Here is a 25,989-nt window from a genome sequence, read left to right as displayed (position 1 = left end):
GTCCAGCCGCCCCGGATTGGCGCTAAGGTCGCCACGTGGACAATTCCCTCAACAGCTGGTTTGCCCGCGAAATCCTCGTCCACGAGGGCGCCCTGATGCGCTATCTGCGGCGCAGCTGGTTCCGTCGCGAGGAGGTCCACGACCTGCGCCAGGAGATCTACGTTCGCGTCTACGAAGCCGCGGCACGGTCGCGCCCGACCCAACCCAAGTCGTTCATGTTCACCACGGCGCGCCACCTGATGACCGACCGCCTGCGCCGCGAACGGGTGGTCTCGATCGAGGCCGTGGGTGATATCGACGCGTTGAACGTCTCGGTGGACGAGGTCACGCCGGACCGCCGGCTGGACGCACACCAGGAGTTGAAACGCCTCGCCGACGCGTTCGACCGCCTGCCCGACCGCTGCCGCGAGGTGGTCTGGCTGCGCCGCGTCGAGCAGTTGTCGCAGAAACAGGTCGCCGCCCGCATGGGCATCAGCGAGAAGACCGTGGAGAAGCAGATCGCCAAGGGCGCGCGGCTGATCGCTCAGTATGTGCACGGCGATCGCCACGCCCATCGCCACACCCGTGCAGGCGAACAGGAAACCGCCATCGAGCTTGGTCATGACCAGTAGCAGGGAGATCGAACACATCGCCGCGAGCTGGCTGGCCCGACGCGACGGCGAGCACTGGAACGAGCGCGACCAGCGCCGGCTGGACGCGTGGCTGGATGCGTCAACCGCGCACCGGGTGGCCTACGTGCGGCTCGACGCGGCGTGGCAGCAAAGCGGCCGGCTGCAGGCGCTGGGTGCCGGCTGGCGCGCCGGCGGCGTGCCGCCGCGTGGCAGTTGGGCGACGCCGCACACCGGTGCACCTGCGCTGGCGCAACCGCACCCTGCCGCGACTCCGCGCGGCTGGCGGGCAGCCACGCGACGCCGATCCTGGCCGCACGCCCGGCTGCTGGCGGTCGCCGCTTCGCTGCTGGCGGTCGTGACGCTGGCGCTGGCCTGGCATGGGTACGGCGCGGTGGAGCAGGCGTCCTATCGAACCGCCGTCGGCGAGCTGCGCGAGGTGCAACTGGCGGACGGCTCGGTGGCCACGCTCAGCAGCGACAGCCGCATCCGGCTGACCTGGTCGCGCCGCGAACGCCACGTCGATCTCGAGCAAGGCGAGGCGTTCTTCAGCGTGGCCAAGGATCGCGCACGACCGTTCGTGGTCAGCGCCGACGCGCGCCGGGTGATCGCCGTCGGCACACGCTTCGCGGTGCGCCGTGACGTGGCGGATCTGCGCGTGGTGGTCACCCAGGGCCTGGTGCGGCTGGAATCCGACGGTCGTCCCGACGGCCCGCACCAGGCCACCACCCTGTTGCCGGCCGGCAGCGTGGCCATCGCCAGCGACGGCGGCGTGGTCGTGCATTCGGGAACCGTGCAGCAGGCGCAGGAATACCTGAGCTGGCGCAACGGTTTCGTCAGCTTCCACGACACCCCGCTGGCCACCGCCGTGGCCGAGTTCAACCGCTACAACCAGCGCAAGATCGTGATCGACGATGTACGGGTCGGCGCCATGCGCGTGGGCGGCAACTTCCGCTGGTCCAACACCGACGCCTTCGTGCGGCTGCTGACGCGCGGCTTCCCGGTCAAGGCCGCCGCGCGCGGGAACACTATCGTGTTGAGTCCGCGCTGAGCGGAGCGGTGCCTGGGGGGATTTTCCGCGTCCGCTCGTCATGGCATCTACGCGGTGCGCATCGTGCGCGCCTGCCCGGGGAGAACTGCACATGACTCGTTCGCTACGCGGCGCGCTGTTGATCCTTGCTTGCTCGGCACCGGCCCTCGCCGCCGCACAGGCCCCGGCGACGCGGCCGGTCGACATCCCGGCCGGTGACCTGGTCACCGCGCTGGATACGCTGGCCCGCCAGTCCGGCGCGCAGTTCATCTACCAGGCCGACCAGCTGCGCGGACTGCGCACCGCCGGCGTGCGCGGCACGCTGTCGACGGACGAGGCGCTGCGGCGGTTGCTGGCCGGCAGCGGCTTCACCACGCAGCACGACGAGTCCGGCGCGGTAGTGATCGTCAAGGCGGCCCGCCGAACCGCGCCGCCAACCGCACCCGCGCCTGCCGGCAGCGGCTCCGCCGAACCGGACCCGGAACAGGCCACACGGCTGGACGAAGTGCAGGTCACCGGCTCGCGCATTCCGCGGGTGCAGGTCGAGGGCCCGGCGCCAGTCACCGTGGTCACCGCGCAGGAGATCAAGGCCGCCGGCTTCGCCAGCGTGCCCGACGTGATGCGCGCGATCACCCAGAACAGCGGCGAGACGCAGAGCCAGCAATCCTCCAGCGGCGCCGACTTTTCGCCGGGCGCCGAGGAAGTCGACTTGCGCGGGCTCGGCCCCAACCACACCCTGGTACTGGTCAACGGCCGGCGCATCGCCGATTTTCCGCTGCCGTTCAAGGGCCGCAGCAACTTCACCGACATCTCCAACATTCCGATCGGCATGATCGACCGCATCGAGGTGCTCACCGGCAGCGCCTCGGCGGTGTACGGTTCGGATGCGATCTCCGGCGTGGTGAACTTCATCCTGAAGGACCACGCCGACGGCACCACCATCGACCTGCGCTACGGCGACACCACCCGCGGCGGCGGCGCGTCGACCAAGCTGAACTTCTCCACCGGCTTCTCGCAGGGTGACTTCAACCTGGTGTTCGGCGCCGAGCTGATCGACCAGAAGCCGCTGTGGGCCTACGACCGCAAGATCCAGGACTCCACCGCCGACGCGCCCACCGCGCGCTCGCAGGTGCCGCGCCGCACCTTCCTCAACGGCGACTGGAACGACGACTACATCGACCCCGGCCAGGCCACCTGCGACGCGCTGTCGTACCTCAACGGCGGCACCACGGTGTATGCGAACCGGCCGCGCTACGGCAATTTCTGTGGCAGCGCCGAGTCGATCGGCTACGGCACCATCCTCAGCCAGCGCCGCGGCATCAACACCTACACCTCGGCCAACTTCAAGATCAACGACAACCTGAGCTGGTTCGGCGACATGCAGCTGGGCTGGAGCAAGGTCGAGCTGTTCCGCGACGTCGAGCAATGGAACTACCAGGCGCCCGACGGCAACGAGGACGGCTACTTCTACAACGCGCACAGCGGCGGCATCGAGAACTGGTATCGCCAGTTCACGCCCGAGGAAATGGGCGGCCTCGGCCGCGGCATGATCGAGAACACGCAGAAGACCTTCAGCCTCACCACCGGCTTCAAGGGCACGTTCGGCCAGGCCTGGGATTACGAGGCCTCGCTCAGCCACTCGCAGTACAAGGCGCTGATCAGCTGGCCGCAAACCGTCGCCGCGAAGGCCAACGATCTCTACCTCGGCCCGCAACTGGGCGTGGACCCGGACAGCGGCCTGCCGATCTTCGACGCCGATCCCGTCCGCCTGTACACGCCGCTGACCCGCGCCGAGTACGACGCGATCACCGCGCGCACCAACTACCACCCCGAATCGCGCAGCGACACGCTGGCGTTCACCCTGACCAACACCGCCTTGTTCAACCTGCCCGCCGGGCCGGCGGGTTTCGCCGGCGTGGTCGAGTTCGGCAACCAGGCCTACGACCTCAACCCCGACCCGCTGGCCACCCAGTACTACTACTACAGCTGGAAGGATTCCGACGGCCACGGCAGCCGCAACCGCTGGGCTACCGCCGGCGAGCTGCGCCTGCCGCTGCTGGAATCGCTCAACCTCAGCCTGGCCGGCCGCTACGACCAGTACCGCTTCTCCGGCCACAAGACCGGCAAGCTGACCTACAGCACCGGGCTGGAATGGCGCCCGCTCGACAGCCTGCTGCTGCGCGGCTCCTACGGCACCGCGTTCCGTGCGCCGGACCTGCACTACGTCTACGCCGGCATCGGCAACGACGAGACCTCCGGCAACGACTACTACCGCTGCCGCACCGAGGAGCCGGATGAGGACATCACCGACTGCTCGTATTCCGACGAAGGTCTGATCCGCACGCGCCAGGGCAACCGCGACCTGAACTCCGAGACCAGCACCTCCTGGACCGGCGGCTTCGTGTGGTCACCGACGCCGAACCTGGATCTGTCGGTGGACTATTTCAACATCCGCATGCAGAACCAGGTGCAGGACCTCAGCACCGACCGCATCCTGCAACTGGAAGCCGATTGCCGCATCGGCAAGGACGTCAACGGCAATCCGGTCGACCCGAACTCGCCCAGTTGCATCGACGCGGTGGCGCGCGTCACCCGCACCGCTGGTACGGGTCGCTTGTACGGCATCTTTGTCAACCCGATCAACGTCGCCAACGAGCGCACCAGCGGCATCGACGCCAGCGCGCACTACAAGCTGGAAACCGCGATCGGCACCTTCCGTTTCGCCGGCAACTACACCTGGACCCGCAACCACCTGTTCCAGCAATACCCCGGTGACCCGACCCGGGATGAACTGGCGGTCAACAGCGGCTTCGACATCCCGCGTGAAAAGACCAGCGCCAGCATCTCGTGGGAGCGCAAGGCCTGGTCGGCCACCTTGTTCGGCACCCGCCTGGGCCGCCTGCCAAACTCGTGGTCGTACGATCAGGTCGTCGACACCTCGGCCGGCGATCCCGCCTGGGTTCACGCCACTTACCGCTACAACGCCACCTTGCAGTACAAGTTCAGCGACCACGCCCAGCTGTCGCTGGCAGTGGACAACCTGTTCGACAAGATGCCCCCGCGCGACCCCACCTATACGTCGTATCCGTACTACGACATCTCATGGTTCGACGCTGCCGGCCGCAGCTACTTCGTGCAGTTCACCTACAAGTTCGGCGGCAGCGCGCTGTAGGCGACTCTTTGCGGCGAGGTAGGGCGGGCACTGCCCGCCGGCGCTTCAACGCACCCATCGGGAGCGGCGGGCAGTGCCCGCCCTACGCGCCGGTCAGACGTTGAACAGGAAGTGCAGCACGTCGCCGTCCTTGACGATGTATTCCTTGCCTTCCTTGCGCAGACGCCCGGCGGCGGCGGCGCCGGCTTCGCCCTTGTACTGGATGAAGTCGTCGTAGGAGACGGTTTCGGCGCGGATGAAGCCTTTCTCGAAATCGCTGTGGATCACGCCGGCAGCCTGTGGCCCGGTGGCGCCGCGCTTCACCTGCCACGCGCGCACTTCCTTCACGCCGGCGGTGAAATAGGTCTGCAGGTCGAGCAGCTTGTAGCCGGCGCGGATCACCCGGTTCAGGCCCGGCTCGTCCAGGCCCATGTCCTTCAGGAACTCGTCGCGGTCGGCTTCGTCGAGTTGCGCCAGTTCCTCCTCGATGGCCGCACACACCGGCACCACCTCGGCACCCTCGGCGACGGCGCGCTCGCGCACGGCGTCCAGCAACGGGTTGTTCTCGAAGCCGTCGTCGGCGACGTTGGCGATGTACATCAGCGGCTTCAGGGTGAGCAGGAACAGGTCGCGCACCAGCGCCTTCTCTTCCTCGTCCAGGCCGAGGCTGCGCGCGGACTTGCCTTCGTTGAGCCCGGCAGCCAGCTTCTGCAGCACCGGCTTCTTCGCCAACGCATCCTTGTCGTTCGCCTTGGCCGCGCGCTCGGCGCGGTTCAGCGCCTTGTCCACCGACTCCAGGTCGGCCAGCGCCAGCTCGGTGTCGATGGTCTCGATGTCGGCGATCGGATCGACCTTGCCGGCGACGTGGATCACGTCGCCCTCGAAGCAGCGCACCACGTGGGCGATCGCGTCGACCTCGCGGATGTGGGCCAGGAACTTGTTGCCCAGGCCCTCGCCCTTCGACGCGCCGGCGACCAGGCCGGCGATGTCGACGAACTCCACCGCGGTCGGCACCACCTTCTGCGGGTTGACGATCGCCGCCAGCGCATTCAGCCGCGGGTCCGGCACCGGCACCACGCCCACGTTCGGCTCGATCGTGCAGAACGGAAAATTGGCCGCCGCGATGCCGGCCTTGGTCAGCGCGTTGAACAGGGTGGACTTGCCGACGTTGGGCAGTCCGACGATGCCGCATTTGATGCCCATGGATTTGATTCCGGGAATAGGGAATAGGGAATGGGGAATAGGAAAAGCGGGGGTCGGGATGCTCTTGCGACTCCCTATTCCCCATTCCCTATTCCCTCGTCGTGTGCAACTGCTGCATCGCCTTGTCGAACTGCCCATCCACCGCCAGCGGCAGCACGTCCAGGGCGCGCGCGACGCCGTCCAGGATGGCGGTTTCGTCCGTGGCGGAAGGCCGGCCCAGCACCCACGGCGTGACCTGATCCTTGTGGCCGGGGTGGCCGATGCCCACGCGCAAGCGATGGAACTTGCCGTGGCCGAGGTGGCCCATGATGTCGCGCAGGCCGTTCTGCCCACCGTGGCCGCCGTCGAACTTCAGGCGCACGGTACCGGGCGGCAGGTCCAGGTCGTCATGCGCGACCAGACATTGTTCGGGTTCGATCTTGTAATAGCGCAGCGCCGAAACCACGGCGATGCCGCTCTTGTTCATGAAGGTGGCGGGCTTGAGCAGCCAGACCGGTTCGCCGCCAAGGCGCACGCGGCAGCTCTCGCCATGCAGCTTGCCGTCGAAGGCGAACCGCTCGCCCTGGCCGCCGGCAAGGGCGTCCACCAGCCAGAACCCGGCATTGTGCCGGGTTCTGAGGTATTCGGCGCCGGGATTGCCCAGCCCGACGATGAGTTTCAATCCAGCCATTGCGCAGCCAGCCATGCATGGCCCCGCGCCGGTCGGGCGCGGGGCCGCACGACTTACTTCTTGTCGGCAGCCGGCTTGGCGTCGGACTTCGCACCCGGCTTGGCAGCCGCGGCCTTGGTCGCTTCGGCCTCGGCTTCGGCAGCGTCTTCCGCGACATCCGCGGCGCTTTCCTTGACCGCGTTCACGGTCACCACGGCGACGTCGTGGGCTTCACCCAGCAGCAAAGCCGGCAGTTCCACGTTCGCCGGCAGCTTCAGCTGCGACAGGTGGATGATGTCGCCGGCCTGCAGCGCGCCCAGATCCAGCTCGATGAACGCCGGCAGATCCTTCGGCAGGCAGCTGACTTCCACTTCGGTCAGGTTGTGCGAGATCACCACGCCGGACATCTTGCCGGCCGGCGACAGTTCCTTGTTCAGGAAATGCAGCGGCACGTTGGCGCGCAGCCTGGCGTTCTCGTCGATGCGCTGGAAATCCATGTGCATCATCAGCTGCTTGAACGGATGCTTCTGCCAGTCGCGCACCAGCACCTTCTGCACCCTGCCATCGACGTTCAGGTCGAGGATCGAGGAGAAGAACCATTCGTTCTTGGCGGCGAGCAGGATGGTGTTGTGCTCGATCTGGATGCTTTCCGGCGGCTGGCTGCCACCGTAGACGACGGCCGGCACGAAGCTCGCGCGACGCAGGCGGCGGCTCGCACCTTTCCCCTCGTCCTTGCGGCTCTGCGCCTTGATTTCATGAGTCTGGGTCATTGTTTTATTACCTTGGGTTGCGTTTTCCGCCTTGCGACGGATGGGTGACTCTCCCGCGACCAGGAGAGCCCTTGGAGGGGAATAGGGAATGGAGAATTAGGGAATAGGAAAAGCGTGGGTGCGGCTCTTCGATTCCCTATTCCCTACTCCCTATTCCCGGATTCAATCCACGTACAGCGAACTCACCGACTCGCCGAAGGCGATGCGGCGAATGGTTTCAGCCAGCAGTTCGGCGACGGAGAGCTGGCGGATCTTGCTGCAGGCCTGGACTTCGGGGCGCAGCGGCAAGGTGTTGGTGACCACCAGCCGGTCGAGCTGGGAGCCTTCGATGTTGCTGATCGCCGCGCCGGACAGCACCGGATGCACGCAGTAGGCGACCACCTTGCGGGCGCCACGCTCCTTGAGAGCTGCAGCGGCCGCGCACAAGGTGCCGGCGGTATCGACGATGTCGTCGACCATGACGCAGGTCTTGCCTTCGACGTCGCCGATGATGTTCATCACGGTGGAGACGTTGGCGCGCGGACGGCGCTTGTCGATGATCGCCAGGTCGGCGTCGTCCAGCCGCTTGGCGATCGCCCGGGCACGCACCACGCCGCCCACGTCCGGGCTGACCACGATCAGGTCTTCCATGCTGTACTTGCGCCAGATGTCGGCCAGCAGCACCGGTGAGGCGTACACGTTGTCGACCGGGATGTCGAAGAAGCCCTGGATCTGGTCGGCATGCAGGTCCACCGTCAGCACCCGGTCCACGCCCGCGGCGCCGATCATGCGGGCGGCCAGCTTGGCGGTGATCGGCACCCGCGCCGAGCGCGGCCGGCGATCCTGCCGGGCGTAGCCGAAGTACGGGATCACCGCCGTGACGCTGGCCGCCGAGGCGCGCTTGAGCGCGTCGGTGAGCGCCAGCAGCTCGAACAGGTTCACCGCGCTGGGCGCACCGGTCGGCTGGATCACGAACACTTCCTGACGGCGCACGTTCTCCTCGATCTCGATCTGCACCTCGCCGTCGCTGAAGGTGCCGACCAGGGCCTTGCCCAGCGGCACGCCCAGGCGGTGGGCGACATCCTCGGCCAATGCGCGATGCGCATTGCCGGTGAACAGCATCATCGGGGTGGACGTGTCCACGGTGCTACCTCGAAAACTCAGCCAACAATGAAGTGGCTGGGGCGGCAGGATTCGAACCTGCGAATGCGGGAATCAAAATCCCGTGCCTTAACCAGCTTGGCGACGCCCCAGTGTCTTGGTGTATTCGGTCGTGCCTTTGCCTGAAATCCGTCAACTTGCGCGTTGCCGCGCCAGCGCCTGATGCAGCGGCGAGACATCCATCCCGCTCGCCACGTGTACCCTGAATGTCGCCGGACAACGTTCTGCGATGGCGTGGGCACGCGCGAGCGAGCGCAGCTCCAGGAACACGCAGCCGCCGGTACCCGAAAGCCTCGCCGTGCCGAAACCGCCCAGCCACGCCAGCGCCGCCGCGACCCGCGGGTAACGCGCCCGCACGACCGGCTCGAAGGCGTTCTCGACCGTTGCGCCGGAAACAAAGGACGAAATTGTCGCCCGCGGCGCATTTCGTGTCAATTCAGGCGCTTGAAAGAGCGCTGCAGTAGGCACCTGCTCGCGCGGGTCGAGCACCACGTAATGCCTTCGCGGCAGATGGATCGGACTGAGCCGCTCGCCGACACCCTCGGCCCAGGCCGAACGCCCGCGCACGAATACCGGCACGTCGGCACCGAGCTGGCCGCCCAGCGCGGCCAGGCTGTCCTCGTCCAGATCCAGCCGCCACAGGTGATTGAGCGCCACCAGCACGGTGGCCGCGTCGGAACTGCCGCCGCCGAGGCCGCCGCCCATCGGGATGCGCTTGTCGACGGCGAGATCCGCGCCCAGCGCACAACCGGCATGCTGCTGCAGCAAGCAGGCCGCGCGCACGACCAGGTCGTCCGACTCGGCCACCCCCCGCGCGCCGTTCAGGCGCTTCACTTCGCCATCGTCGCGCACTCGCAGGCGCACTTCGTCACCCCAGTCCAGCAGGCGGAACACGGTCTGCAGTTCGTGGTAGCCGTCGGCACGGCGACCGGTGATGCGCAGGAACAGGTTCAGCTTGGCCGGCGCGGGCCATGCGGTCCATTCACCGCGCGCCGGCGTGGCCAGCGGGCGGCTCATGAAGACGCGCAGGTCGTCGGGAAAACCGTGCTCGCGATCGCGCTGGCGGGCGTTGGCGAACGCCGGGGCGTTCTTGTCGACCACCGCGAAACCATGCCGTGCGTAGAACGGCGCGTTCCACGGCACGTCGGCAAGGGTGCCCAGATCCACCCGCCGATAGCCCGCCTCGCGCGCCCAGTTGCAGGCGTGTTCGAGCAGGGCCGCGCCGATGCCGCGGCGACCATGCCCGGGCAGCACGTCGATCTCGGCGACGCCGATCGCACCGTCGCCCGGCTCCTCGTCCAGCCAGATGAAGCCGAGCGGATCGCCCGCTTCATCCGGCGCCACCCAGACCAGGCCGCGCTCGACAGCCTGCCGCAGCAGTTCGACCGGCATCGACACCGCCGCGTACGCCGGCCACGCCGGATGGCCGCGAAACATCTGCACGGCCTTGCGTTCGATCGCACACAGGGCGGCGACATGGCCCGGCTGGGCACGGTCGATGTGGACGTTCATGGATGGCAGCGGCGCACCGTCGGCAGGGCGCAAAGCCTAACCCAACCGATGGCGCTTACCGAAACTGCCAGGATTCGATCGACAGCCGCACCTTGTACGGCGGTCGCGCGGCGTAGACCTTGGTCGGCAACGGCGGATCGCGGGTTTCGTCCCAGCTGCGGTATTCCACCGACCAGCCGTCCTGCCGCAGCAGCGACGGCAGCCGGTTTTCGCCGAAGCGGATTTCCGCCGGGCCGCCAGCGGCACGCAGGCCCAGCACCCACGCGCGCAACTCGCGCAGCGGCACTTCCCAGCCCAGTGCCTTGCGCATCAGCGCCTCGGCGTCGTTGCCGCGCAGCGGCCCGCCGTCCAGCCCTTCGAGCAAGGCATCGTGCGCATCGCCGCTGAGCCGGAAACTCTTGCCGGTCACCGGCGCGCGCAGCACGAACTCGTAACGCGCGCCGTCCTGGCTCCAGCTGAAGCTGCCGCTGCCGCCTTCGTGGCCATCCGATACACCCAGCCGGCCTTGCAGCGACCAGTGCCCGGCGTCGGACAGCGCGTGTTCGCGCGCGCGCTGGGCGGCAAGCAGGCCGGCGTCGCCGGGCATGCGTACCGCCGGCGCGCAGGCAGTCAGCAGCAACGGCAGCAGCAATGCCGCGCCGTACGCGGTGATCCGGCTCAAGGATGCGCTCCGACCGGCAGCAGGCGCTTCAGGGCATCGCGCAGGGCGAGGCTGTGCGGGTCGAGCTTGCGCACCTCGTCGAACACCTGCTGCGCATCGTGGCGACGGCCCTGCTTCCACAGCACTTCGCCCAGATGCACGCCGACATCGGCGTCCTTGCGCGCCAGCCAGGCGCCGCGCAGGGTTTGCTCGGCCTGCGCCAGATGGCCGAGGCGATATTGCAGCCAACCCCACGAATCGGCGATGGCCGGATCGTCGGGCTTGGCCGCGCGCGCGACCTGCAGCAGCTTCTTCGCCTCGGCCAGGTCGCGATTGGCGTCGGCCAGGGTGTAGCCCAGCGCGTTGCTGGCGTCGATGTCGCCGGGCTTGATCTTCAGCAGGTGCTGGAAATCCTTCACCGCCAGGTCGATCTGGCCGGCTTGGGCATAGGCCAGGCCGCGACCGTAGAGCAGGCCGGGATCGTCGGGCATCACCTGCAGGGCGCGGCCGAACGCGGTTTCCGCCTGCGCGTAGTCCTGCTCGCGCAGGTACAGCTCGGCATCGGCCTGCAAGGCCTGACTCAGTTGCTCGGGCTGTTCGAGGTAGTCGATTTCCAGCTGGGCGAGCAACTGATGCGCCTGTTCGTGCTTGCCCTGCGTGTGCAGGATCAGCGCACTGCGTATCGCGGCGTCGAACGCATGCGGATCGTCGTCGCCGACCTGCTCGTACCAGTCCAGCGCCTCGGCCTCGCGATGCTGCATCTCGGCCAGCTGACCGAGCAGGTAGCTGCTCTGCACGCGCACGTCGGGCGCGGCCTGCTGCAACTGGCGGTACAGCGTGGCCAGGGCCTTCGCGTCCTGGTGGCGGGCGGCCAGCCCCGCGCGCATGGCGTAGGTGTCGGCGTTCTGCGTGCCGTGCGCGAGCAGCCGGCGGGCGGCCGCGTCGTCACCCGACGCGCTGAGCAGGCCGGCGTAGGCCAGGCGCAGGCGCGTATCGGACGGTGCCTGTGCCAGCGCCTTGCGCAACAGTTCCTGCGCGCCGGCACGGTCGCCGTCCTTGGCTTTCATTTGCGCGGCCCAGGCGTAGGTCTCGGCGTTGTGGAAGCGCTGCACCGCCGCCGTGGCGATCTGCTGCGCATAGGCATGGCGGCCGAGCTTGTCGCCCAGTTCGCTCATCGCCAGCCAGGCCTTGGGGTCGGCCGGCAATCGCGCAGGCACGGCCAGCGCCTCCAACAGGCGCGCCGCCTGCGCCTGGTCGCGCGCGCCCAGCAGCACGCGGCCGAACTGGCGCCAGGCATCCTTGTCGCCGCTGGTGACCAGGCGTTCCAGCTGCTGTTCCGCCTCGGTCGCATTGCCCTGGTCGAGTGCCAGCTCGGCGCGCGCGCGGGCAATGGATGCGGGCTTGGCGCCCAAGACCTGCCAGCGGTCCAGCGCGCGGCCGGCCGCCTCGCCGTGATGCACGGCGATGGCCAGCTCCGCTGCCCGCTCGGCAACGGCGGGATCGGTGCTGAGGGCCATCGCCTTGTCGTAATGAGCCGACGCGGCGGGCAGATCGGTGTTTCCCAACGCCATTTCGCCGGCCAGCAACTGGGCCAGCAAGTCGTGGTCGGCATCCGGCGTGGCCACCACCAGGTGCGCCAGCGGCTGCGGCGTCGGCGCGGCCTGCGGACGCAGCGGCGCCGTGGTGCAGGCGCCCAGCGCGAGCGCCATTGCGGCCAGTGCCGTAAAATGCCGCAGTTGCTTGAACTTGTTCGACCCGCTCCGCACACTGTTCTCCGTCAACCGACCTGCTGCAGCCGTATCCGCGATGATCGGCGCTCGCGCCAAGCTTAGCCTACGCCGCCAAACTCCTGCCGCCGAGATATCCGCCATCCCATGCCACTGATCGCCCTCGGGCTCAATCACCTCACCGCGCCGGTCAGCCTGCGCGAGCAGGTGGCGTTCGATGAGGACGCCGCCAGCGCAGCGCTGCGCGAGCTGGCCAGCGAGCCGGGCATCGAGGAGGCGATGATCCTGTCCACCTGCAACCGCACCGAGCTGTACGTGGGCGTGGCCGAAGGTGCCGAGGACATCCCGCAGGTGTGGTTGAACCGTCATCATCATCTGACCCCCGGCAAACTCGATGAGTTCCTTTATCGGCATGAGGAACGCGATGCGGTACGCCACGTGTTCCGCGTCGCCACCGGGCTGGATTCGATGGTGCTGGGCGAGCCGCAGATCCTGGGTCAGGTGAAGGACGCCTACCAGCAGGCGCGCCTGGCGCATGCGCTGAAGGCGCCCATGGATCGCCTGCTGCAGCACACCTTCGCGGTGGCCAAGCGGGTGCGCACCGACACCCGCATCGGCGCGCACACGGTGTCGGTGGCATTCACCGCGGTGCGCCTGGCCGAGCAGGTATTCACCGACCTGGAACAGGCCTGCATACTGCTGATCGGCGCCGGCGACACCATCGAGCTGGCCGCGCGCCACCTGACCGAACGCCACGCCCGCCGCCTGATCGTGGCCAACCGCACGCTGGAAACCGCGCAGGATCTGGCCGGCCGCTACGGCGGCTACGCGGTGGCACTGGCCGACCTGCCGCAACACCTGGCCGAGGCGGACATCGTGATCTCCTCCACTGCGGCGCGGCAGCCGATCGTCACCCGCGCGATGGTCGGGCAGGCAATGGCGAGCCGCCGGCGCAAGCCGATGTTCATGGTGGACATCGCGGTGCCGCGCGACATCGAGGAATCCGTCGCCGAACTGCCGGACGTCTATCTCTACGGCATCGACGACCTGCGCCAGGTGATCGACGACAACCGCCGCTCGCGCGAAACGGCCGCCCGCGAGGCGGATGCGATCATCGACCTGCAAGTCGACCGCTACATGGCCTGGCGCCGCGCGTTGACCACGAAGAACCCCGCCCTGGACATGCGCCAGCACGCCGAGGTCTACCGCGACGAGGTGCTGGGCAAGGCCCGCGCGATGCTCGCCCACGGCAAGTCGCCGGACGAGGCACTGGCCTTTCTCGCCAACACGCTGACCAACAAGCTGCTGCACCATCCCAGCGCGCGCTTGCGCGAAGCCGCCCTGAGCGGCGATCTCGACCTGCTGCACGCCGCGGGGCGGCTGTACGGGCTTGATTCAGAAGCGAGTGAAGATAAGTGAGAAGTGAGAGAAAGCATCGCTCCGGTCCTCTCTTTTCTCACTCCTCTCCACTCACTTCTCGCCGCTCCCCATGACCCCCTCGATCCGCCGCAAGCTCGAAGCACTCGCCGAGCGCCACCAGGAAATCGGCCTGCTGCTGTCGCAGCCCGAGGTGCTGGCCGACAACAGCCGCTTTCGCGAGCTGTCGCAGGAGTACGCCCAGCTGGAACCGATCGCCGGTTCGCTGCGCGAGCACGAGCGCGCCGAGCGCGATCTGGCCGAATCGCGCGCGATGCTGGACGATCCCGAATTGCGAGAGATGGCCGTCGACGACGTCGCCCGCCTGGAGCGTCGCCTGCAGGATCTCGACGGCGAACTGCAGCTGCTGCTGCTGCCGAAGGACCCGCGCGACGAGGCCAATCTCTATCTGGAAGTGCGCGCCGGCACCGGTGGCGACGAGGCGGCGATTTTCGCCGGCGACCTGTTCCGCATGTACGTGCGCTACGCCGAGAGCCGCCGCTGGCACGTCGAGGTGCTCAGCGAGCACGCCGGCGAGCACGGCGGCTACAAGGAGATCGTGGCGCGCATCGAGGGCAAGGGCGCGTACTCGCAACTGAAGTTCGAATCGGGCACGCACCGCGTGCAGCGCGTGCCGGAAACCGAATCGCAGGGCCGCATCCATACCTCGGCCGCGACCGTCGCGATCCTGCCGGAGCTGGACGAGATCGACGAGATCGAGATCAACCCGGCCGACCTGAAAGTGGACACCTTCCGCGCCTCCGGCGCCGGCGGCCAGCACGTCAACAAGACCGACTCGGCAATCCGCATCACCCACCTGCCCTCCGGCACCGTGGTGGAGTGCCAGGACGAACGCAGTCAGCACAAGAACCGCGCGCGCGCGATGAGCCTGCTGAAGGCGCGCCTGCTCGACGAGGCGCAAGGCAAGCAGGCCGCCGCGCAGGCGCAGGAACGGCGCCTGCAGGTGGGCTCCGGCGACCGCAGCCAGCGCATCCGCACCTACAACTACCCGCAGGGCCGCATCACCGACCACCGCATCAACCTCACCCTCTACCGCCTGCCCGAGATCATGCAGGGCGACCTGGGCGAACTGATCGACACGCTCACCCGTGAGCACCAGGCCGACCAGCTCCAGGCTCTCGGCGGCGCCTCGTAGGGCGGGCACGGCCCGCCACCGTCGCGCCTCGAAGCCGCCGGCGGGCAGTGCCCGCCCTACGCGCTGAAGTCCACCTACCGCAGAAACAGTCATGCCGCAGGGTTCGGGCGACCTCAGGCGGTGTGGAAACCCTGCAACTGCCGGTCGGAAAGGTCCTCGCGCCTGACCGCGGTCACGGCGGCGGCTGGCGGACCTTGCCACAACCACCGCCCCAGCGCGTCGAGCGCTTCGGCATTGCCGCTGGCCAGCACTTCGACGCGTCCGTCATCCAGGTTCCTCGCGTGACCGGCAATGCCCAGCGCCAGCGCCTGCTCGCGGGTGCTGGCGCGAAAGAACACGCCCTGCACGCGACCGTCCACGAGAAACCGCGCCGTCGGCATCAGTCCGCCCCGATCCACTGCTTGAGCAGGGCCTCGGTGACCGGCCCCAGCTTCCGCTGCGCCACCTTGCCCTGCGGGTCGATCAGGTAGGTCATCGGCAGGCCGCGCGGCGCGTCGAAATCCTTCAGCGGCTTGTCCACGGTGACCTGGGCGATCGGATAGACCACCGGGTGCCTGGCCAGGAACGCCTTGATGTCGGCCGTGTCGCTGTCCTCGTAGGCCAGCCCGATCGCGCGCACGTTCTGGTGCGCGGCGACGAAGTGCGAGATGTCCGGCATTTCCTTGATGCACGGCACGCACCAGGTCGCCCAGTAGTTGACGATGACCCAGTGCCCGCGCTGCGCGGCCAGGTCGAAGCTCTTGCCATCGAGCGTGCTGACCTTGAGCGTTGGCTGCTCCGGCATCGCGGCCTGCAACGGAGTGACGAAAGCCAGCGCCAGGGCGACGGCGGCGAAACGGCTCAGCAACATCATGCGGGGAGTTCCTCGGTGTCGGCGGCCGGGTCGGCGGCCGGGGGATAGATCTGGTCGAGCCGGGTGCCCAGCTTCGAATGCAACGCGGCGGCCACCTCGTCGAGCAGCAGCAGCAGCTCCGCCGGCAACACCACGTTCATCGCCGCGGCTTCCTCGCGCGGCTGCAGCGGCAGGCGGTGATGAGTGCAACGATACAGCCGCAGCAGGTCGGTGCTGTCCAGGCTGCGACAGAGCAGCCAGCCGCCCGCCTCCCCGCGCTGGATCAGATCGGCGTCCTGCAGGTCGTCGAAATAGCCGGCGACCGCACCTGCGCTGAGGCTCGGCGCGCCCAGGCGCACCTCGGCCACGTCCACGCACGCACCCTTGCGCTGCGCGTCGACGAACACCCCCAGCACCACCAGCAGGCCCAGGAACTCGGCCCCTGCCGGCAGGGTTGCGGAGGGCGGCACGTACTCGTAGGCGGAGATCGACGCCGCCACCGAGGCGGCCAGGATCACGATCACCCACGACAGGTAGATCCACAGCAGGAAGATCGGGATCGTCGCCAGCACGCCGTAGATCTGCTGGTAGGTCTGCGCGTGCCCCACGAACTGGCCGAAGCCCCAGCGCGCGATCTCGAACAGTACCGCGCCCAGCAGCGCGCCGATCGCCGCGTCGCGACGCGACACCCGCGTGTTGGGGATCACTGCGTACATCAGCCACAACGTGCAGAAGGTCACCAGGAACGGCAGCGTCGCCAGCAGGCTGGCGCCGATCGAGTGGATCTGGCCGGCCGCCACGCTGAGGAACGGCATCGCGGTGACGTACGACGTGGTGGCGATGCCGCCGCCGACCAGGATCGGCCCCAGCGTCAGCGCGGCCCAGTACAGCAGCAGGCGCGAACTCCAGCGACGCGCCTGGTGCACGCGCCAGATCCGGTTGAGCCGGTCCTCGATGCTGATCATCATCGACAGCGCGCTGAACAGCATCACCAGGATGCTGACGCCGGTGAGCCCTTTGGCGTTGTCGGCGAAACTCTGCAGCGCCGCCTGCACCTTTTCGCCGGCCGTCGGCACGAAATTGTTGAAGACGAAATTGAGCAGCGTGTCGCGCGCGCCCGCGAACACCGGGAACACCGCGAACATCGCCAGCACCGCCACCGTCAGCGGCACCAGCGACACCAGCGTGGTGTAGGACAGCGCGCCGGCCGTCTCGAAGCACTTGTCGTCGATGAAGCGCTGCCACACGAAGCGGCGGAAATAGCGCATGCGATCGGGATCGAAGCGGCGGGCCATCGCTATCCTCGGGTTGTCGCGGCAGCCTGCCGCTTCCGGTGTTCGGGGTATCGGCCGGTACACTAGCCCATTGCCCGTGAACGCCTCAACGCGTGGAATCGCCGCATGGCCCGAGAAATCCTGGTGTTGTATTACAGCCGCAGCGGACACACCGCCCAACTGGCGCGCCTGATCGCGCGTGGTATCGAGGAGGTACCCGGCATGCGCGCGCGCCTGCGCCAGGTGCCGCCGGTGGCGCCGGTGACCGACATCGCGCAGCCGCCGGAACCGGAGGACGGCGCGCCATACGTGACCAAGCAGGATCTGCTCGACTGCGTCGCACTCGCCATGGGCAGCCCCACCCGCTTCGGCAACATGGCCGCGCCGCTGAAATATTTCCTCGACACCACCGGCGCCGAATGGGCCAGCGGCGCGCTGGCCGGCAAGCCGGCGGCGCTGTTCACCTCCACCAGCACCATGCACGGCGGCCAGGAATCCACCCTGCTCTCGATGGCGCTGCCGCTGCTGCATCACGGCATGCTGATCGTCGGCGTGCCGTACACCGAGCCGGCGCTGACGAGCACGCAGAGCGGCGGCACCCCCTACGGTGCCAGCCACGTCGCCGGCGCCAAGGGCGACAACCCGATCAGCGAACACGAGCGCGAGCTGGCCCGCGCGCTGGGCCGCCGCTTGGCCGACGTGGCCAGCCGCCTGGCGGATACGCCATGACCGCCGCCACGCACGCGCCCATCCTGCCCGTCTATCGCGTCGGCCTGGCCGCCTGGGCCTTGCTCGTCGTGCTGCAGCTCGTCTGGCATGCCTGGCTGGTGCCATCGCAAACCCTGTCCGCCTGGCTGGTGCTGGCGATCACCGTGATTCCCTTGCTGCTGCCGCTGCTGGCGATCCGCAACGTGCGCCGCGCCCTGCTCTGGGTCGGCATCCTCAGCCTGTTCTATTTCTGCCACGGCGTGGCCGAGGCATGGAGCGCGCCGGGCGAACGCGTGCTGGCATGGGCGGAGATCGTGCTGACGGTCGGCCTGATCGCCGTGCTGGGCGCCGGCGTCAAGCGGCGAAGCACGCCGCACTGATCGTCACGCGCGCCGGATCACCCGCACCACCGATTCGCGGTAATCGACGAAGCCCATGCTCCGATACAGCGCGCGGGCCCCTTCATTGGCGCGCATCACGTGCAGGAACGGCGTTTCGCCACGCAGCAGCTGGCGTCGGATCAGCCTGGCCGTGAGCTGGCGGGCCAGCCCGTGCCCCTGCGCGTCGGGATGGGTACAGATGCCACTCACCTCGCGCCAGCCGCCAGCGAAGGCACGCTCGCCGGCCATGGCGATCAGCCGCGCGCCGTCGAACACGCCGAAGTAATCGCCCAGCTCCAGCGTGCGGGGGCCGAACGGCCCCGGCTTGGTCAGCGCCGCCAGTGCCATGGCCTGCTCCGCATGCTGCGGCTCCAGCGGCAACGCCTCCGGCGCATCGTCCCGCGCGGGCAGCTCGCCGGCCCAGCGCATCTTGAACATGGTCGATTCCAGTTCGATGCTCCACCCGACCGGCGCCGGCCCCGACCAGCCATCGGTGTAGAACGATTCGCCCGACGCGCAGAACGGCTGCAGTTCGCCGAATGCCGGTTCGGCCGGATCGGCAAAGCCGAGGATCGGCGAGAACCCCGGCGCGAACCGCCGCGCACCGCCCGCACCCTGGGCAAAGCCCGCCTGCGGCCCGCTGAGCGCATGCCAGAAGATGTTGTCGAGGATGGCTGGCACCGGTGATCCCGCGACCACTACAGCTCGCGACTCATGAACACGCTGTATGGATCGGCGACGTAATCCGCAAACGGTTCGCAGCGCACGAAGCCGAAGCTGGCGTACAGGCGATGGGCCGGCGCGAACGCCGCGGCTGATCCGGTTTCCAGGCACAGTCGACGGCAGCCGCGTCGCCGCGCCTCGTCGATGATGTGCCGCAGCAGCGCCGCGGCGACGCCCTTGCGCAGATGGCGCGCGGCGGTGCGCATCGACTTGACCTCCGCCTCCTGCGCATCGAGCTGCTTCAGCGCACCGCAACCCAGCAGTTCGCCCTCCTCCCACGCCGTCCAGAAGCTGATTTCCGGCCGGCGCAATGCGTCGACGTCGAGCGCATGGATGCTCTCCGGCGGCGAGTGCAACGCCACGCCCTGCAGGTGCTCGCGCAGCAGGTCGATGACGGCAGGCGCGGTGAGATCGTCGGGTCGGATATCCATGTGCGCGGATGGTAGCGCAGCCAAGTCCGCGAGCGGGATCGCCTCCTGATCGCTGCGCCTGTACTCGAACTCCCCGCTTCGCCTCGCCGAGGATGCCATGGCCTTTCGGCAGGACGCCCCGCGACTCGCCCCTCAATGCGGCAACCGCCTGGCTACTGGCGCTGCTCGATGGCGTGCTTCCGGCGCAATGGCGCGCGGTAAAAGCGTGGTCAGGCTTGCTTAATCCCGTCCGGATTGAGTGGGTAAGTGAACCTGACCCCGTTCGGCGGTAGACCCCGTTCGGCGGTAGCGAGTGGTGGTTCGGGGGCCTGGCTTGGGCATGGAACGCTCCTGAAATGTTAGTTCAGGGTGTCCACTAAAGCGTAGGAACTATCCCGTCCGCCTTGAACGAATTGTTAGGGCGCATACGTCACCCTAACCATCTCAATGATGCGCCATGCCACGAACAGAGCAACTCCAAGCGCGAGGAGCCGGAACTGGAGTCTCTGGTAGGTACGTGCGCGATTGGTGTTGCGCTCCACAGCTGACCGAGTGCCGTCCGCTGCAGCTTGTGCTGCCTGAGGATGGGCAGGTTGCTCAGGGTGAAGTCCGTGCTTGAGTTGAAGCAATGCATAGTTTGCGTAGATAGCGGAATGCACCCAAGTTATGCGCTTGCAACCGCAAAAGAAGCTCGCGAGCCAAAATGCTAGTGCCAGTAATCCAGGGGCAACCCACCAGGAGATAGGAAGTCCATCGAGCTTTTGCAATCCGTAGCCGAGAGCTGCACCAGTAGCGGCGAGCAAGAAGTACACGTACTTGGACTGGCCGTCCGAATGAAGCCGATAGAGTTCACGGAGATCTGATTGGTCGGTCATGAGCCCTAACGCTGGAGTTAAGCGGCGGCGAAGCCGTCCGCCTTGAACGAGTTGTTAGCTACTTTCCACATGGAAACGTTGACTTCAGTCCATCTAGCAACACTATGTCGACGAAGGCCATGCTTTTGTGTCCTGATCTATCAACCATCTGCTTGTAAGCTGATCGGTGATTTGCAGATTCTGCTTTGAATATTTCCAGGTATCTGTTTCCATTGATGTGCAAGTTAGCTGGCACACAGAACAGCGGTGCGTCACCTCTTTGCACAAGTGAAACATTCGCCCAGCCGTATGCCTCACTGGCACCAATGACGTAAATACCAAGCGCCATGCGCTGCTGCGCTGTTAGCGAGTCATAGTCGAGATAATTAGGCCCAGCCGCATTCGCATAGCTGATAGTAGACGCCATTGCGATCACGAGAACCAACGCTACCCTGTACATTTGCATCCCCTCGTAGCTAACGCTTGAGTTGAGCGGCGGCGTAGCCGTCCGCCTCGAACGAGTGGTTAGAGGTCACTGCGCGCCAGACCCCAAGAGAAAACGGCACGGGGTATCGCCGAAGGAGTTAGAGAAATATGGACGGTAGGGCGCGTACTGAGTGTAAGCCTTGTAGGGTTTGTACTGTTTATATGCTTTGTACGGCTCATATTCGGTGGACTGCAAGACCTCTTTGACGGCACAGGACGCAGTGCCGTCGTGGCTCCAGACGATGCCTTTGAGGAACCAGCCAAGATGCTGTCCGTTGAAGCCATAGACATCGTAGCCGCCCGCACTATCTTCTTTGAGGTACGCAACGGGCTTGCCGCTCCACAAGTAAATGGTGAGCTCGTCATCGACGGCGATGTACGCCTCTGGCTTGCCCGCGCCGTTGAAAAGCGTGACCTCGTCTTGCGCCAATGCCGGGAACGCCGCGATGAGCAGAAAAAGCGCAGTGAAAACTCCTCTCGCCATCGCGGACATGTTGTGACCTCTAACGCTAGAATTGAGCGGCGGCGTAGCCGTCCGCCTCGAATGAGATGTTAGACCGCATGCTACACGGCCAAAAGCGCGGGGTCGTACCAGACCTCAGTTTGCTCTGGCGCGAGGAGAACACGCCAGCCAGGAGCAAGGGCCAGGAACGGGACTAAGGAGGGAGCGTGTGCAACAAGATGATGGACATGCAGCGATTGAAAGAACTCAGGATCGTCACACAACTCGCCGCCCCAGATATACCAGCCACATGACCCATTCTGCGGAGGATGACGAAGCGCATTCAGTGGAAGCTGCGAGAGTGTGGCAAGCGCAACACCTAATCGCTGATCTGCGCTGGGAGGCTCGAACAACGAGCCGAACTGCGCACAGATTTCCGGTTGAGACGTGAGCTGCATCATGCGGCCTAACGCTTGAGTTAAGCGGCGGCGAAGCCGTCCGCCTTGAACGAGTGGTTAGGCACCACATCCGCAACCTCCACCGCGTCGCACTTGAAGGTGCCGCACAAACCGTAGCAGCCCTCGATTGTAACGACAGTAGGAGATTCGGAAGAGATGCTTAGGACGTCGACAATGTTCTCGGAGCGGAGCTCAGAGAGATCTACGTCGGTAACGCCCGAGAACCGAAGGCTGACAAAAGCTGCCTTTTGGATGTTGGAGTCGACGTAGGAAATTGTGAGGCAGATGATGCCAGGCCACACGAACGAGAAGAGCTCGATGCGGCCATCAGCGAACTCGGGCCAGTACCCAAAGATGGACTCGACGGTTTCGGCGTGCGAAATCATTTCTAAGGCGCCTAACGCTGGAGTTAAGCGGCGGCGAAGCCGTCCGCCTTGAACGAGATGTTAGACGGTTGCGACGACCTACGCTTGGGCCAGCTATTAATCTTCACTCGCCTTGACGCCAATCTTGGGAAAGAAAAACATCCGACTCAAGCCGGTGAGGAAGTACACCGCCAGAAAAAATAGCGCCGTAGTCGCTATAACAAGAAAGATAGGTGGATTGGGGTGGTATGGAATTAGGCTTCCAGCAGCAACCGTCACGAACAAGTAAGGCAAAATGCAAGCAACAATGTCACGCATCTTTGACACGGTTATTTTCTGTTTGCAGCGAGGGCACTGCATCGACCAGACCTTGGAGCCCCGCATGGTTACGCGACACAGCCCCAAGTATCGAAGCTCAATGAAGTGCTTGCAATGTGGGCAGTGCATGTATTTACCCATACTTTTCTACGTCTAACGCTATGTAGATTACGAAATGAAGTGTAACCCCGCAGCCTATCCCGCGCTCGTCACCCTACACGACCGGGCTCAGGCCTAAACAGATCAACGAGTTGCTGCGCTTGGTGCAGCCTAATCCCGCCGCCTAATCCCGCCGTGTTTCCACGCGCACGATCCAGGCGCGAACGCCGTACCCGAATCACCCCACCTCACCCAAACACCACCATACTCTGCCGGCTCAACGCCACCGCCTCCCCGCCCGGCCCCCACAGCATCACGCTCTGGTTGGTGTAGCCGTCGCGGGCGGCGATGAGGTTGGCGTCGACGCGCCAGTCGTCCAAGCCGAGGTCGTCGTAGCGGTCGCGCAGCAGTTCGAGCATCCAGGTGAGCGAGCTGCCGGGGGTGGGCGCGGCGAACATCGACAGGGCGATCGGCGGGATGAAGTCGGCGAAGGCGAGCACGTGGGTTTCGTCGGGCGGGCCGTCGTCGTGCAGGGAAAGCTGCAGCACGCTGTCGCGCTGGTGGCCGCCGCTGAACGGCAGGTCGCCGCGCAGCCAGTTGGCGCGGAAGTGCTGGGTGAAGGCGGGCATGCGGCCTTCGACGTAGTGCAGTTCCTGCGGCGCCGGCGCCTCGACGTGAGGTTGTTCGGGCTGGAAGTCCAGCACCGAGGGGCGCGCGCTACCGAATACGCCGAGCAGCCGGCACAGCGTCTGCTCGCCGTCGCACAGGCTGGCCTCGACCTGGATGACGCTGCGCCCTGTGCGCAGGCATCGCGCGCGGATGGCCACGCTGCCGGCCGGCACCGGCGCGATGAACGTCACCTGCAGGGTGCGCAGCGGCATGTCCGCCGGCACCAACTCGCGCATCGCACGCAGGGCCAGCGCCGCCTGCAGTCCGCCGAAGGCGCTGCGCCCCTGCAGCCAGTCCTCGCTGACCGTGGCCTGCCAGCCATCGCCATGGCGCGTGACCGTAGGCATCGCTTCGGAAAATCGCATGGAAGGCGCCTGCGCCGGGGAATGGCTTTCGATGATGCCAGCGCCACGCGCCGAATGCCCGCATGCCTATACTCGACACCTCGACTCTGGACGGAGCGTGCCATGGCCTTCCTGCAGGATTCACCGCAACTGCCGCACCCGTATCGCAGCGACCGCGTTCTGCTGGCCCTGCTCGATCGTGCGCTGCCGGCCGAGCGCCGCGCCGCGCTGGACGCCGACCTCGACGCGCTGGGCGACTACGCGTTGATGGCCTGGCAGCGCGCATGCACCACGACGCGGCGCAAGCCGGTACTGACCCAGTGGGACGCGTGGGGACAACGGGTGGACCGCATCGAGTTGACACCGGCGTGGCAGGAAGGCGCGGCGATGACGACGCGGCATGCGGTGCTCGCCGCCGGCCATGCGGACAGCGAGCACGCGCGGCTGGAGGAATTCGCCCGCGTCTACCTGTACCACCTCGCCAGCGGGTTCTACACCTGCCCGCTGGCGATGACCGACGGTGCCGCCACCGCGATCAAGGCCTCCGGCAACCGCGAACTGATCGCGCGCGTGCTGCCGCGTTTCCTCAGTCGCGACCCGGCCACGTTCTGGCTCAGCGGCCAGTGGATGACCGAGACCGCCGGCGGCTCCGACGTGGGCAATACCGAGACAATCGCGCGCCAGGACGCAGACGGCCAATGGCGCTTGTACGGCCGCAAGTGGTTCAGCTCGGCAGTGGTCGGCGAGGCAGCGCTGGCGTTGGCACGGCCGGAAGGCGCCAGCGGCGGCACCGGCGCGCTGGCGCTGTTCTACGTGGAGACGATGGACGGCGCGCGACGCAAGAGCGAACTGGTGATCGATCGCTTGAAGGACAAGCTCGGCACGCAGGAACTGCCCACCGCGGAAATCCATCTCGACGGCCTGCCCGCCTGGCCGCTGGGCGAGCTTGCCCACGGCGTGCGCCAGGTGGCGCCGATGCTCAATGTCACCCGCAGCTGGAACGCGATCTGCGCGGTGGCCAGCATGGCTCGCGCGATCAGCCTGGCGCGGGATTTCGCTACCCGCCGCCGCGCGTTTGGCCGTCCGTTGATCGAGCAGCCGCTGCATGCGCAGACGCTGGCCGACATGCAGGCGGATTTCGAGGCCGCATTCGCGCTGGCCTTCGAGGTCGCCCACCTGCTCGGCCGCGTCGAGCACGGTGCGGCCAGCGCGGAAGAAGCCGCGGTGCTGCGCCTGCTCACGCCGCTGGCCAAACTGTGGACGGGCAAGCTGGCGGTGAAGGCCTGCTCCGAAACGCTGGAATGCTTTGGCGGCGCCGGCTACATCGAGGACACCGGCTTGCCGCAGCTGCTGCGCGACGCGCAGGTCTACGCGATCTGGGAAGGCACCACGAATGTCCTTTCGCTGGACAGCCTGCGCGCGCTGGCCGGCGACAGCCTCGGCGCCCTGCGCCATGCGACCGGCCGCTGGCTGGACGGCAACGACGACATGCACGCGGCCAGCGCGATCCGGCAGACGCTGGACGCCGCCGCGCGCTGGCTCGACCAGCACGCGTCCGCGCGCGACACGCTGGAAGCCGGCGCACGCGGCCTCGCCTTCACCCTCGCGCGTTGCGCCGCCGCGGCGCTGCTGGCGCGCCAGGCCACATGGTCGAAAGGTCGCGGCGAGCCGCGCCCCGCCGCAGCCTTGCACCGCTTCGTCGGCCGCGGCCTCGACCGGCTGGTCGCACCCGATGCCGGCAACACCGCGTCGCTGCTGAGCTGACGCAGGGCGGGCGCCGCGCGCCGGCACCAAGAGCGGCGGGCAGTGCCCGCCCTACCCTGAAGCGCCTCGCCGTAGGAGCGCACCCTGTGCGCGATGTTCTTGCGAATCCCGAATCCCGAATCCCGAATCCCGAATCCCGAATCCCCGCAGCAAGAGAATCGCGCACAGGGTGCGCTCCTACCGGGACGTCGGGGCGGCACGGATCGCCCAGGTACGCTCCCGCGGGCGCGCCTGGCCGGCGCGGGCTAAAATGCGGCGATTCCCTCCCTGGCGCACCGACATGCAGCACCTGACCATCGTCACCACCGGCGGCACCATCGACAAGGTCTATTTCGACGACAAGTCGGATTACAAGATCGGCGCGCCGCAGATCGGCGAGATCCTGGGCCACCTCGGCGTGGCGTTCGAGTTCGACGTGATCCCGATCCTGCGCAAGGACAGCCTGCACATGGGCGCCGAGGACCGCGCGCTGGTGCGCTCGACGATCGAGGCGCAGCCGCACCGCCACGTGCTGGTCACCCACGGCACCGACACCATGGTCGAGACCGCGCGCGAGCTGGCCAGCATCAAGGGCAAGGTGATCGTGCTGACCGGCGCGCTGAACCCGGCGCGCTTCCAGGGCTCCGACGCGGTGTTCAACATCGGCTGCGCGGTGGCCGCGGTGCAGACCCTGCCCGATGGCGTCTACATCGCCATGAACGGCCGCGTGTGGGATCCGGCCAAGGTGCGCAAGAACCGCGCGGAGAACCGCTTCGAGGAAGCGAAGCCCTCCTGATCCCCCGGCAGCCGGGCCGGCCGGACGCCATTGAGGTGGCGATCACGCTTGCCGCACCCGCGGCTTGGCTATAGTGCCGACAGGCA

At 67.1% G+C, this 25,989-nt stretch carries 25 protein-coding genes and 1 tRNA gene; 9 read left to right on the top strand and 17 right to left on the bottom strand.

Annotated features, from left to right (window positions below; genetic code table 11):
- Nucleotides 1-35 precede the first annotated feature (35 nt).
- The 3 genes from ACVCMI_RS07000 to ACVCMI_RS06990 all read left to right on the top strand — a co-directional run bounded on the left by ACVCMI_RS07000 (nt 36) and on the right by ACVCMI_RS06990 (nt 4,810).
- Nucleotides 36-611, top strand: a complete 576-nt coding sequence (locus tag ACVCMI_RS07000; protein WP_395117244.1) for an RNA polymerase sigma factor — start codon at nt 36-38, stop codon at nt 609-611.
- Nucleotides 601-1,659, top strand: coding sequence for a FecR family protein (locus ACVCMI_RS06995; protein WP_447099335.1), 1,059 nt, complete (start codon nt 601-603; stop codon nt 1,657-1,659). Before ACVCMI_RS07000 ends, ACVCMI_RS06995 begins: the two co-directional genes overlap by 11 nt.
- Nucleotides 1,660-1,750: 91 nt before the next feature.
- A complete protein-coding gene (locus ACVCMI_RS06990) occupies nt 1,751-4,810 on the top strand; it encodes a TonB-dependent receptor domain-containing protein (protein ID WP_447099336.1) in 3,060 nt (1,019 codons plus the stop codon).
- Between the two features lie 93 nt (nt 4,811-4,903).
- Here the strand turns inward: ACVCMI_RS06990 and ychF are convergent, their stop codons facing one another.
- The 8 genes from ychF to ACVCMI_RS06950 form a co-directional block, all read right to left on the bottom strand.
- Nucleotides 4,904-5,992: a redox-regulated ATPase YchF gene (gene ychF / locus ACVCMI_RS06985; protein ID WP_447099337.1), complete on the bottom strand. Its 1,089-nt coding sequence runs from the start codon at nt 5,990-5,992 to the stop codon at nt 4,904-4,906.
- 88 nt (nt 5,993-6,080) lie between these two features.
- Nucleotides 6,081-6,662, bottom strand: a complete 582-nt coding sequence (pth, locus tag ACVCMI_RS06980) for an aminoacyl-tRNA hydrolase (RefSeq protein WP_447099338.1) — start codon at nt 6,660-6,662, stop codon at nt 6,081-6,083.
- A 53-nt stretch (nt 6,663-6,715) separates the two neighbouring features.
- Nucleotides 6,716-7,411, bottom strand: coding sequence for a 50S ribosomal protein L25/general stress protein Ctc (locus ACVCMI_RS06975; RefSeq protein WP_447099339.1), 696 nt, complete (start codon nt 7,409-7,411; stop codon nt 6,716-6,718).
- A 162-nt stretch (nt 7,412-7,573) separates the two neighbouring features.
- Nucleotides 7,574-8,515 (bottom strand): ribose-phosphate diphosphokinase, encoded by a 942-nt coding sequence (locus ACVCMI_RS06970; protein ID WP_395121353.1) that lies wholly within the window; start codon nt 8,513-8,515, stop codon nt 7,574-7,576.
- A 51-nt stretch (nt 8,516-8,566) separates the two neighbouring features.
- A tRNA-Gln gene (locus tag ACVCMI_RS06965) sits at nt 8,567-8,643 on the bottom strand.
- A gap of 40 nt (nt 8,644-8,683) precedes the next feature.
- Nucleotides 8,684-10,063: a 4-(cytidine 5'-diphospho)-2-C-methyl-D-erythritol kinase gene (gene ispE, locus ACVCMI_RS06960; protein WP_447099340.1), complete on the bottom strand. Its 1,380-nt coding sequence runs from the start codon at nt 10,061-10,063 to the stop codon at nt 8,684-8,686.
- 55 nt (nt 10,064-10,118) lie between these two features.
- Complete coding sequence (lolB, locus tag ACVCMI_RS06955; RefSeq protein WP_395117233.1) at nt 10,119-10,724, bottom strand: lipoprotein insertase outer membrane protein LolB; 606 nt, start codon at nt 10,722-10,724, stop codon at nt 10,119-10,121.
- The gene (locus ACVCMI_RS06950; protein WP_447099341.1) at nt 10,721-12,412 is read right to left on the bottom strand and encodes a tetratricopeptide repeat protein; all 1,692 of its coding nucleotides are present in this window, start codon (nt 12,410-12,412) and stop codon (nt 10,721-10,723) included. Before ACVCMI_RS06950 ends, lolB begins: the two co-directional genes overlap by 4 nt.
- 165 nt (nt 12,413-12,577) lie before the next feature.
- Between ACVCMI_RS06950 and hemA the strand changes: the two genes are divergently transcribed.
- The gene (gene hemA / locus ACVCMI_RS06945; RefSeq protein ID WP_447099342.1) at nt 12,578-13,849 is read left to right on the top strand and encodes a glutamyl-tRNA reductase; all 1,272 of its coding nucleotides are present in this window, start codon (nt 12,578-12,580) and stop codon (nt 13,847-13,849) included.
- A 70-nt stretch (nt 13,850-13,919) separates the two neighbouring features.
- Nucleotides 13,920-15,002 (top strand): peptide chain release factor 1, encoded by a 1,083-nt coding sequence (prfA, locus tag ACVCMI_RS06940; protein WP_447099343.1) that lies wholly within the window; start codon nt 13,920-13,922, stop codon nt 15,000-15,002.
- 113 nt (nt 15,003-15,115) lie between these two features.
- Here prfA and ACVCMI_RS06935 read toward each other — a convergent pair whose 3' ends face one another.
- From ACVCMI_RS06935 to ACVCMI_RS06925, 3 genes are read right to left on the bottom strand one after another with little or no spacing between them, the layout of a single operon-like run.
- Entirely contained in the window at nt 15,116-15,382 is a 267-nt protein-coding gene (locus ACVCMI_RS06935) for an acylphosphatase (RefSeq protein ID WP_447099344.1), read from the bottom strand.
- The gene (locus tag ACVCMI_RS06930; RefSeq protein WP_395117225.1) at nt 15,382-15,855 is read right to left on the bottom strand and encodes a TlpA family protein disulfide reductase; all 474 of its coding nucleotides are present in this window, start codon (nt 15,853-15,855) and stop codon (nt 15,382-15,384) included. The genes ACVCMI_RS06935 and ACVCMI_RS06930 overlap by 1 nt, the downstream gene beginning before the upstream one ends.
- Complete coding sequence (locus tag ACVCMI_RS06925; protein WP_395117224.1) at nt 15,852-17,129, bottom strand: YihY family inner membrane protein; 1,278 nt, start codon at nt 17,127-17,129, stop codon at nt 15,852-15,854. Before ACVCMI_RS06925 ends, ACVCMI_RS06930 begins: the two co-directional genes overlap by 4 nt.
- A 105-nt stretch (nt 17,130-17,234) precedes the next feature.
- Here ACVCMI_RS06925 and wrbA point away from each other — a divergent pair, with 105 nt between their 5' ends.
- The gene (gene wrbA / locus ACVCMI_RS06920; RefSeq protein ID WP_447099345.1) at nt 17,235-17,837 is read left to right on the top strand and encodes an NAD(P)H:quinone oxidoreductase; all 603 of its coding nucleotides are present in this window, start codon (nt 17,235-17,237) and stop codon (nt 17,835-17,837) included.
- Nucleotides 17,834-18,196, top strand: coding sequence for a DUF2069 domain-containing protein (locus ACVCMI_RS06915; protein WP_447099346.1), 363 nt, complete (start codon nt 17,834-17,836; stop codon nt 18,194-18,196). Before wrbA ends, ACVCMI_RS06915 begins: the two co-directional genes overlap by 4 nt.
- A 3-nt stretch (nt 18,197-18,199) precedes the next feature.
- Here ACVCMI_RS06915 and ACVCMI_RS06910 read toward each other — a convergent pair whose 3' ends face one another.
- The 6 genes from ACVCMI_RS06910 to ACVCMI_RS06885 all read right to left on the bottom strand — a co-directional run bounded on the left by ACVCMI_RS06910 (nt 18,200) and on the right by ACVCMI_RS06885 (nt 23,385).
- Nucleotides 18,200-18,877 carry a GNAT family N-acetyltransferase gene (locus ACVCMI_RS06910; protein WP_447099347.1) on the bottom strand — a complete coding sequence of 226 codons (678 nt, stop codon included), beginning with the start codon at nt 18,875-18,877 and terminating at the stop codon, nt 18,200-18,202.
- A gap of 17 nt (nt 18,878-18,894) precedes the next feature.
- Nucleotides 18,895-19,350 carry a GNAT family N-acetyltransferase gene (locus ACVCMI_RS06905; protein ID WP_447099348.1) on the bottom strand — a complete coding sequence of 152 codons (456 nt, stop codon included), beginning with the start codon at nt 19,348-19,350 and terminating at the stop codon, nt 18,895-18,897.
- Nucleotides 19,351-20,715: 1,365 nt separating this feature from the next.
- A complete protein-coding gene (locus tag ACVCMI_RS06900; protein ID WP_008212477.1) occupies nt 20,716-21,162 on the bottom strand; it encodes a 4-fold beta flower protein in 447 nt (148 codons plus the stop codon).
- Nucleotides 21,163-21,233: 71 nt separating this feature from the next.
- Nucleotides 21,234-21,569, bottom strand: coding sequence for an immunity protein Imm33 domain-containing protein (locus ACVCMI_RS06895; RefSeq protein ID WP_447099597.1), 336 nt, complete (start codon nt 21,567-21,569; stop codon nt 21,234-21,236).
- 20 nt (nt 21,570-21,589) lie between these two features.
- Nucleotides 21,590-21,955, bottom strand: a complete 366-nt coding sequence (locus tag ACVCMI_RS06890) for an Imm50 family immunity protein (protein ID WP_235645110.1) — start codon at nt 21,953-21,955, stop codon at nt 21,590-21,592.
- A gap of 644 nt (nt 21,956-22,599) precedes the next feature.
- Nucleotides 22,600-23,385, bottom strand: a complete 786-nt coding sequence (locus ACVCMI_RS06885; protein ID WP_447099350.1) for an acyl-CoA thioesterase — start codon at nt 23,383-23,385, stop codon at nt 22,600-22,602.
- Between the two features lie 102 nt (nt 23,386-23,487).
- On the opposite strand from ACVCMI_RS06885, the gene ACVCMI_RS06880 reads away from it, so the two are divergent.
- Together ACVCMI_RS06880 and ACVCMI_RS06875 are read left to right on the top strand one after the other, a co-directional pair.
- The gene (locus tag ACVCMI_RS06880) at nt 23,488-25,128 is read left to right on the top strand and encodes an acyl-CoA dehydrogenase family protein (protein ID WP_447099351.1); all 1,641 of its coding nucleotides are present in this window, start codon (nt 23,488-23,490) and stop codon (nt 25,126-25,128) included.
- 280 nt (nt 25,129-25,408) lie between these two features.
- The gene (locus ACVCMI_RS06875) at nt 25,409-25,903 is read left to right on the top strand and encodes an asparaginase domain-containing protein (protein WP_395117194.1); all 495 of its coding nucleotides are present in this window, start codon (nt 25,409-25,411) and stop codon (nt 25,901-25,903) included.
- Nucleotides 25,904-25,989: the final 86 nt, after the last annotated feature.

The sequence above is a fragment of the Rhodanobacter sp. UC4448_H15 genome, assembly GCF_052978265.1.
The sequence above is the reverse complement of the archived record's forward strand: the minus strand, read 5'-3'. Positions and strand labels throughout refer to the sequence as shown.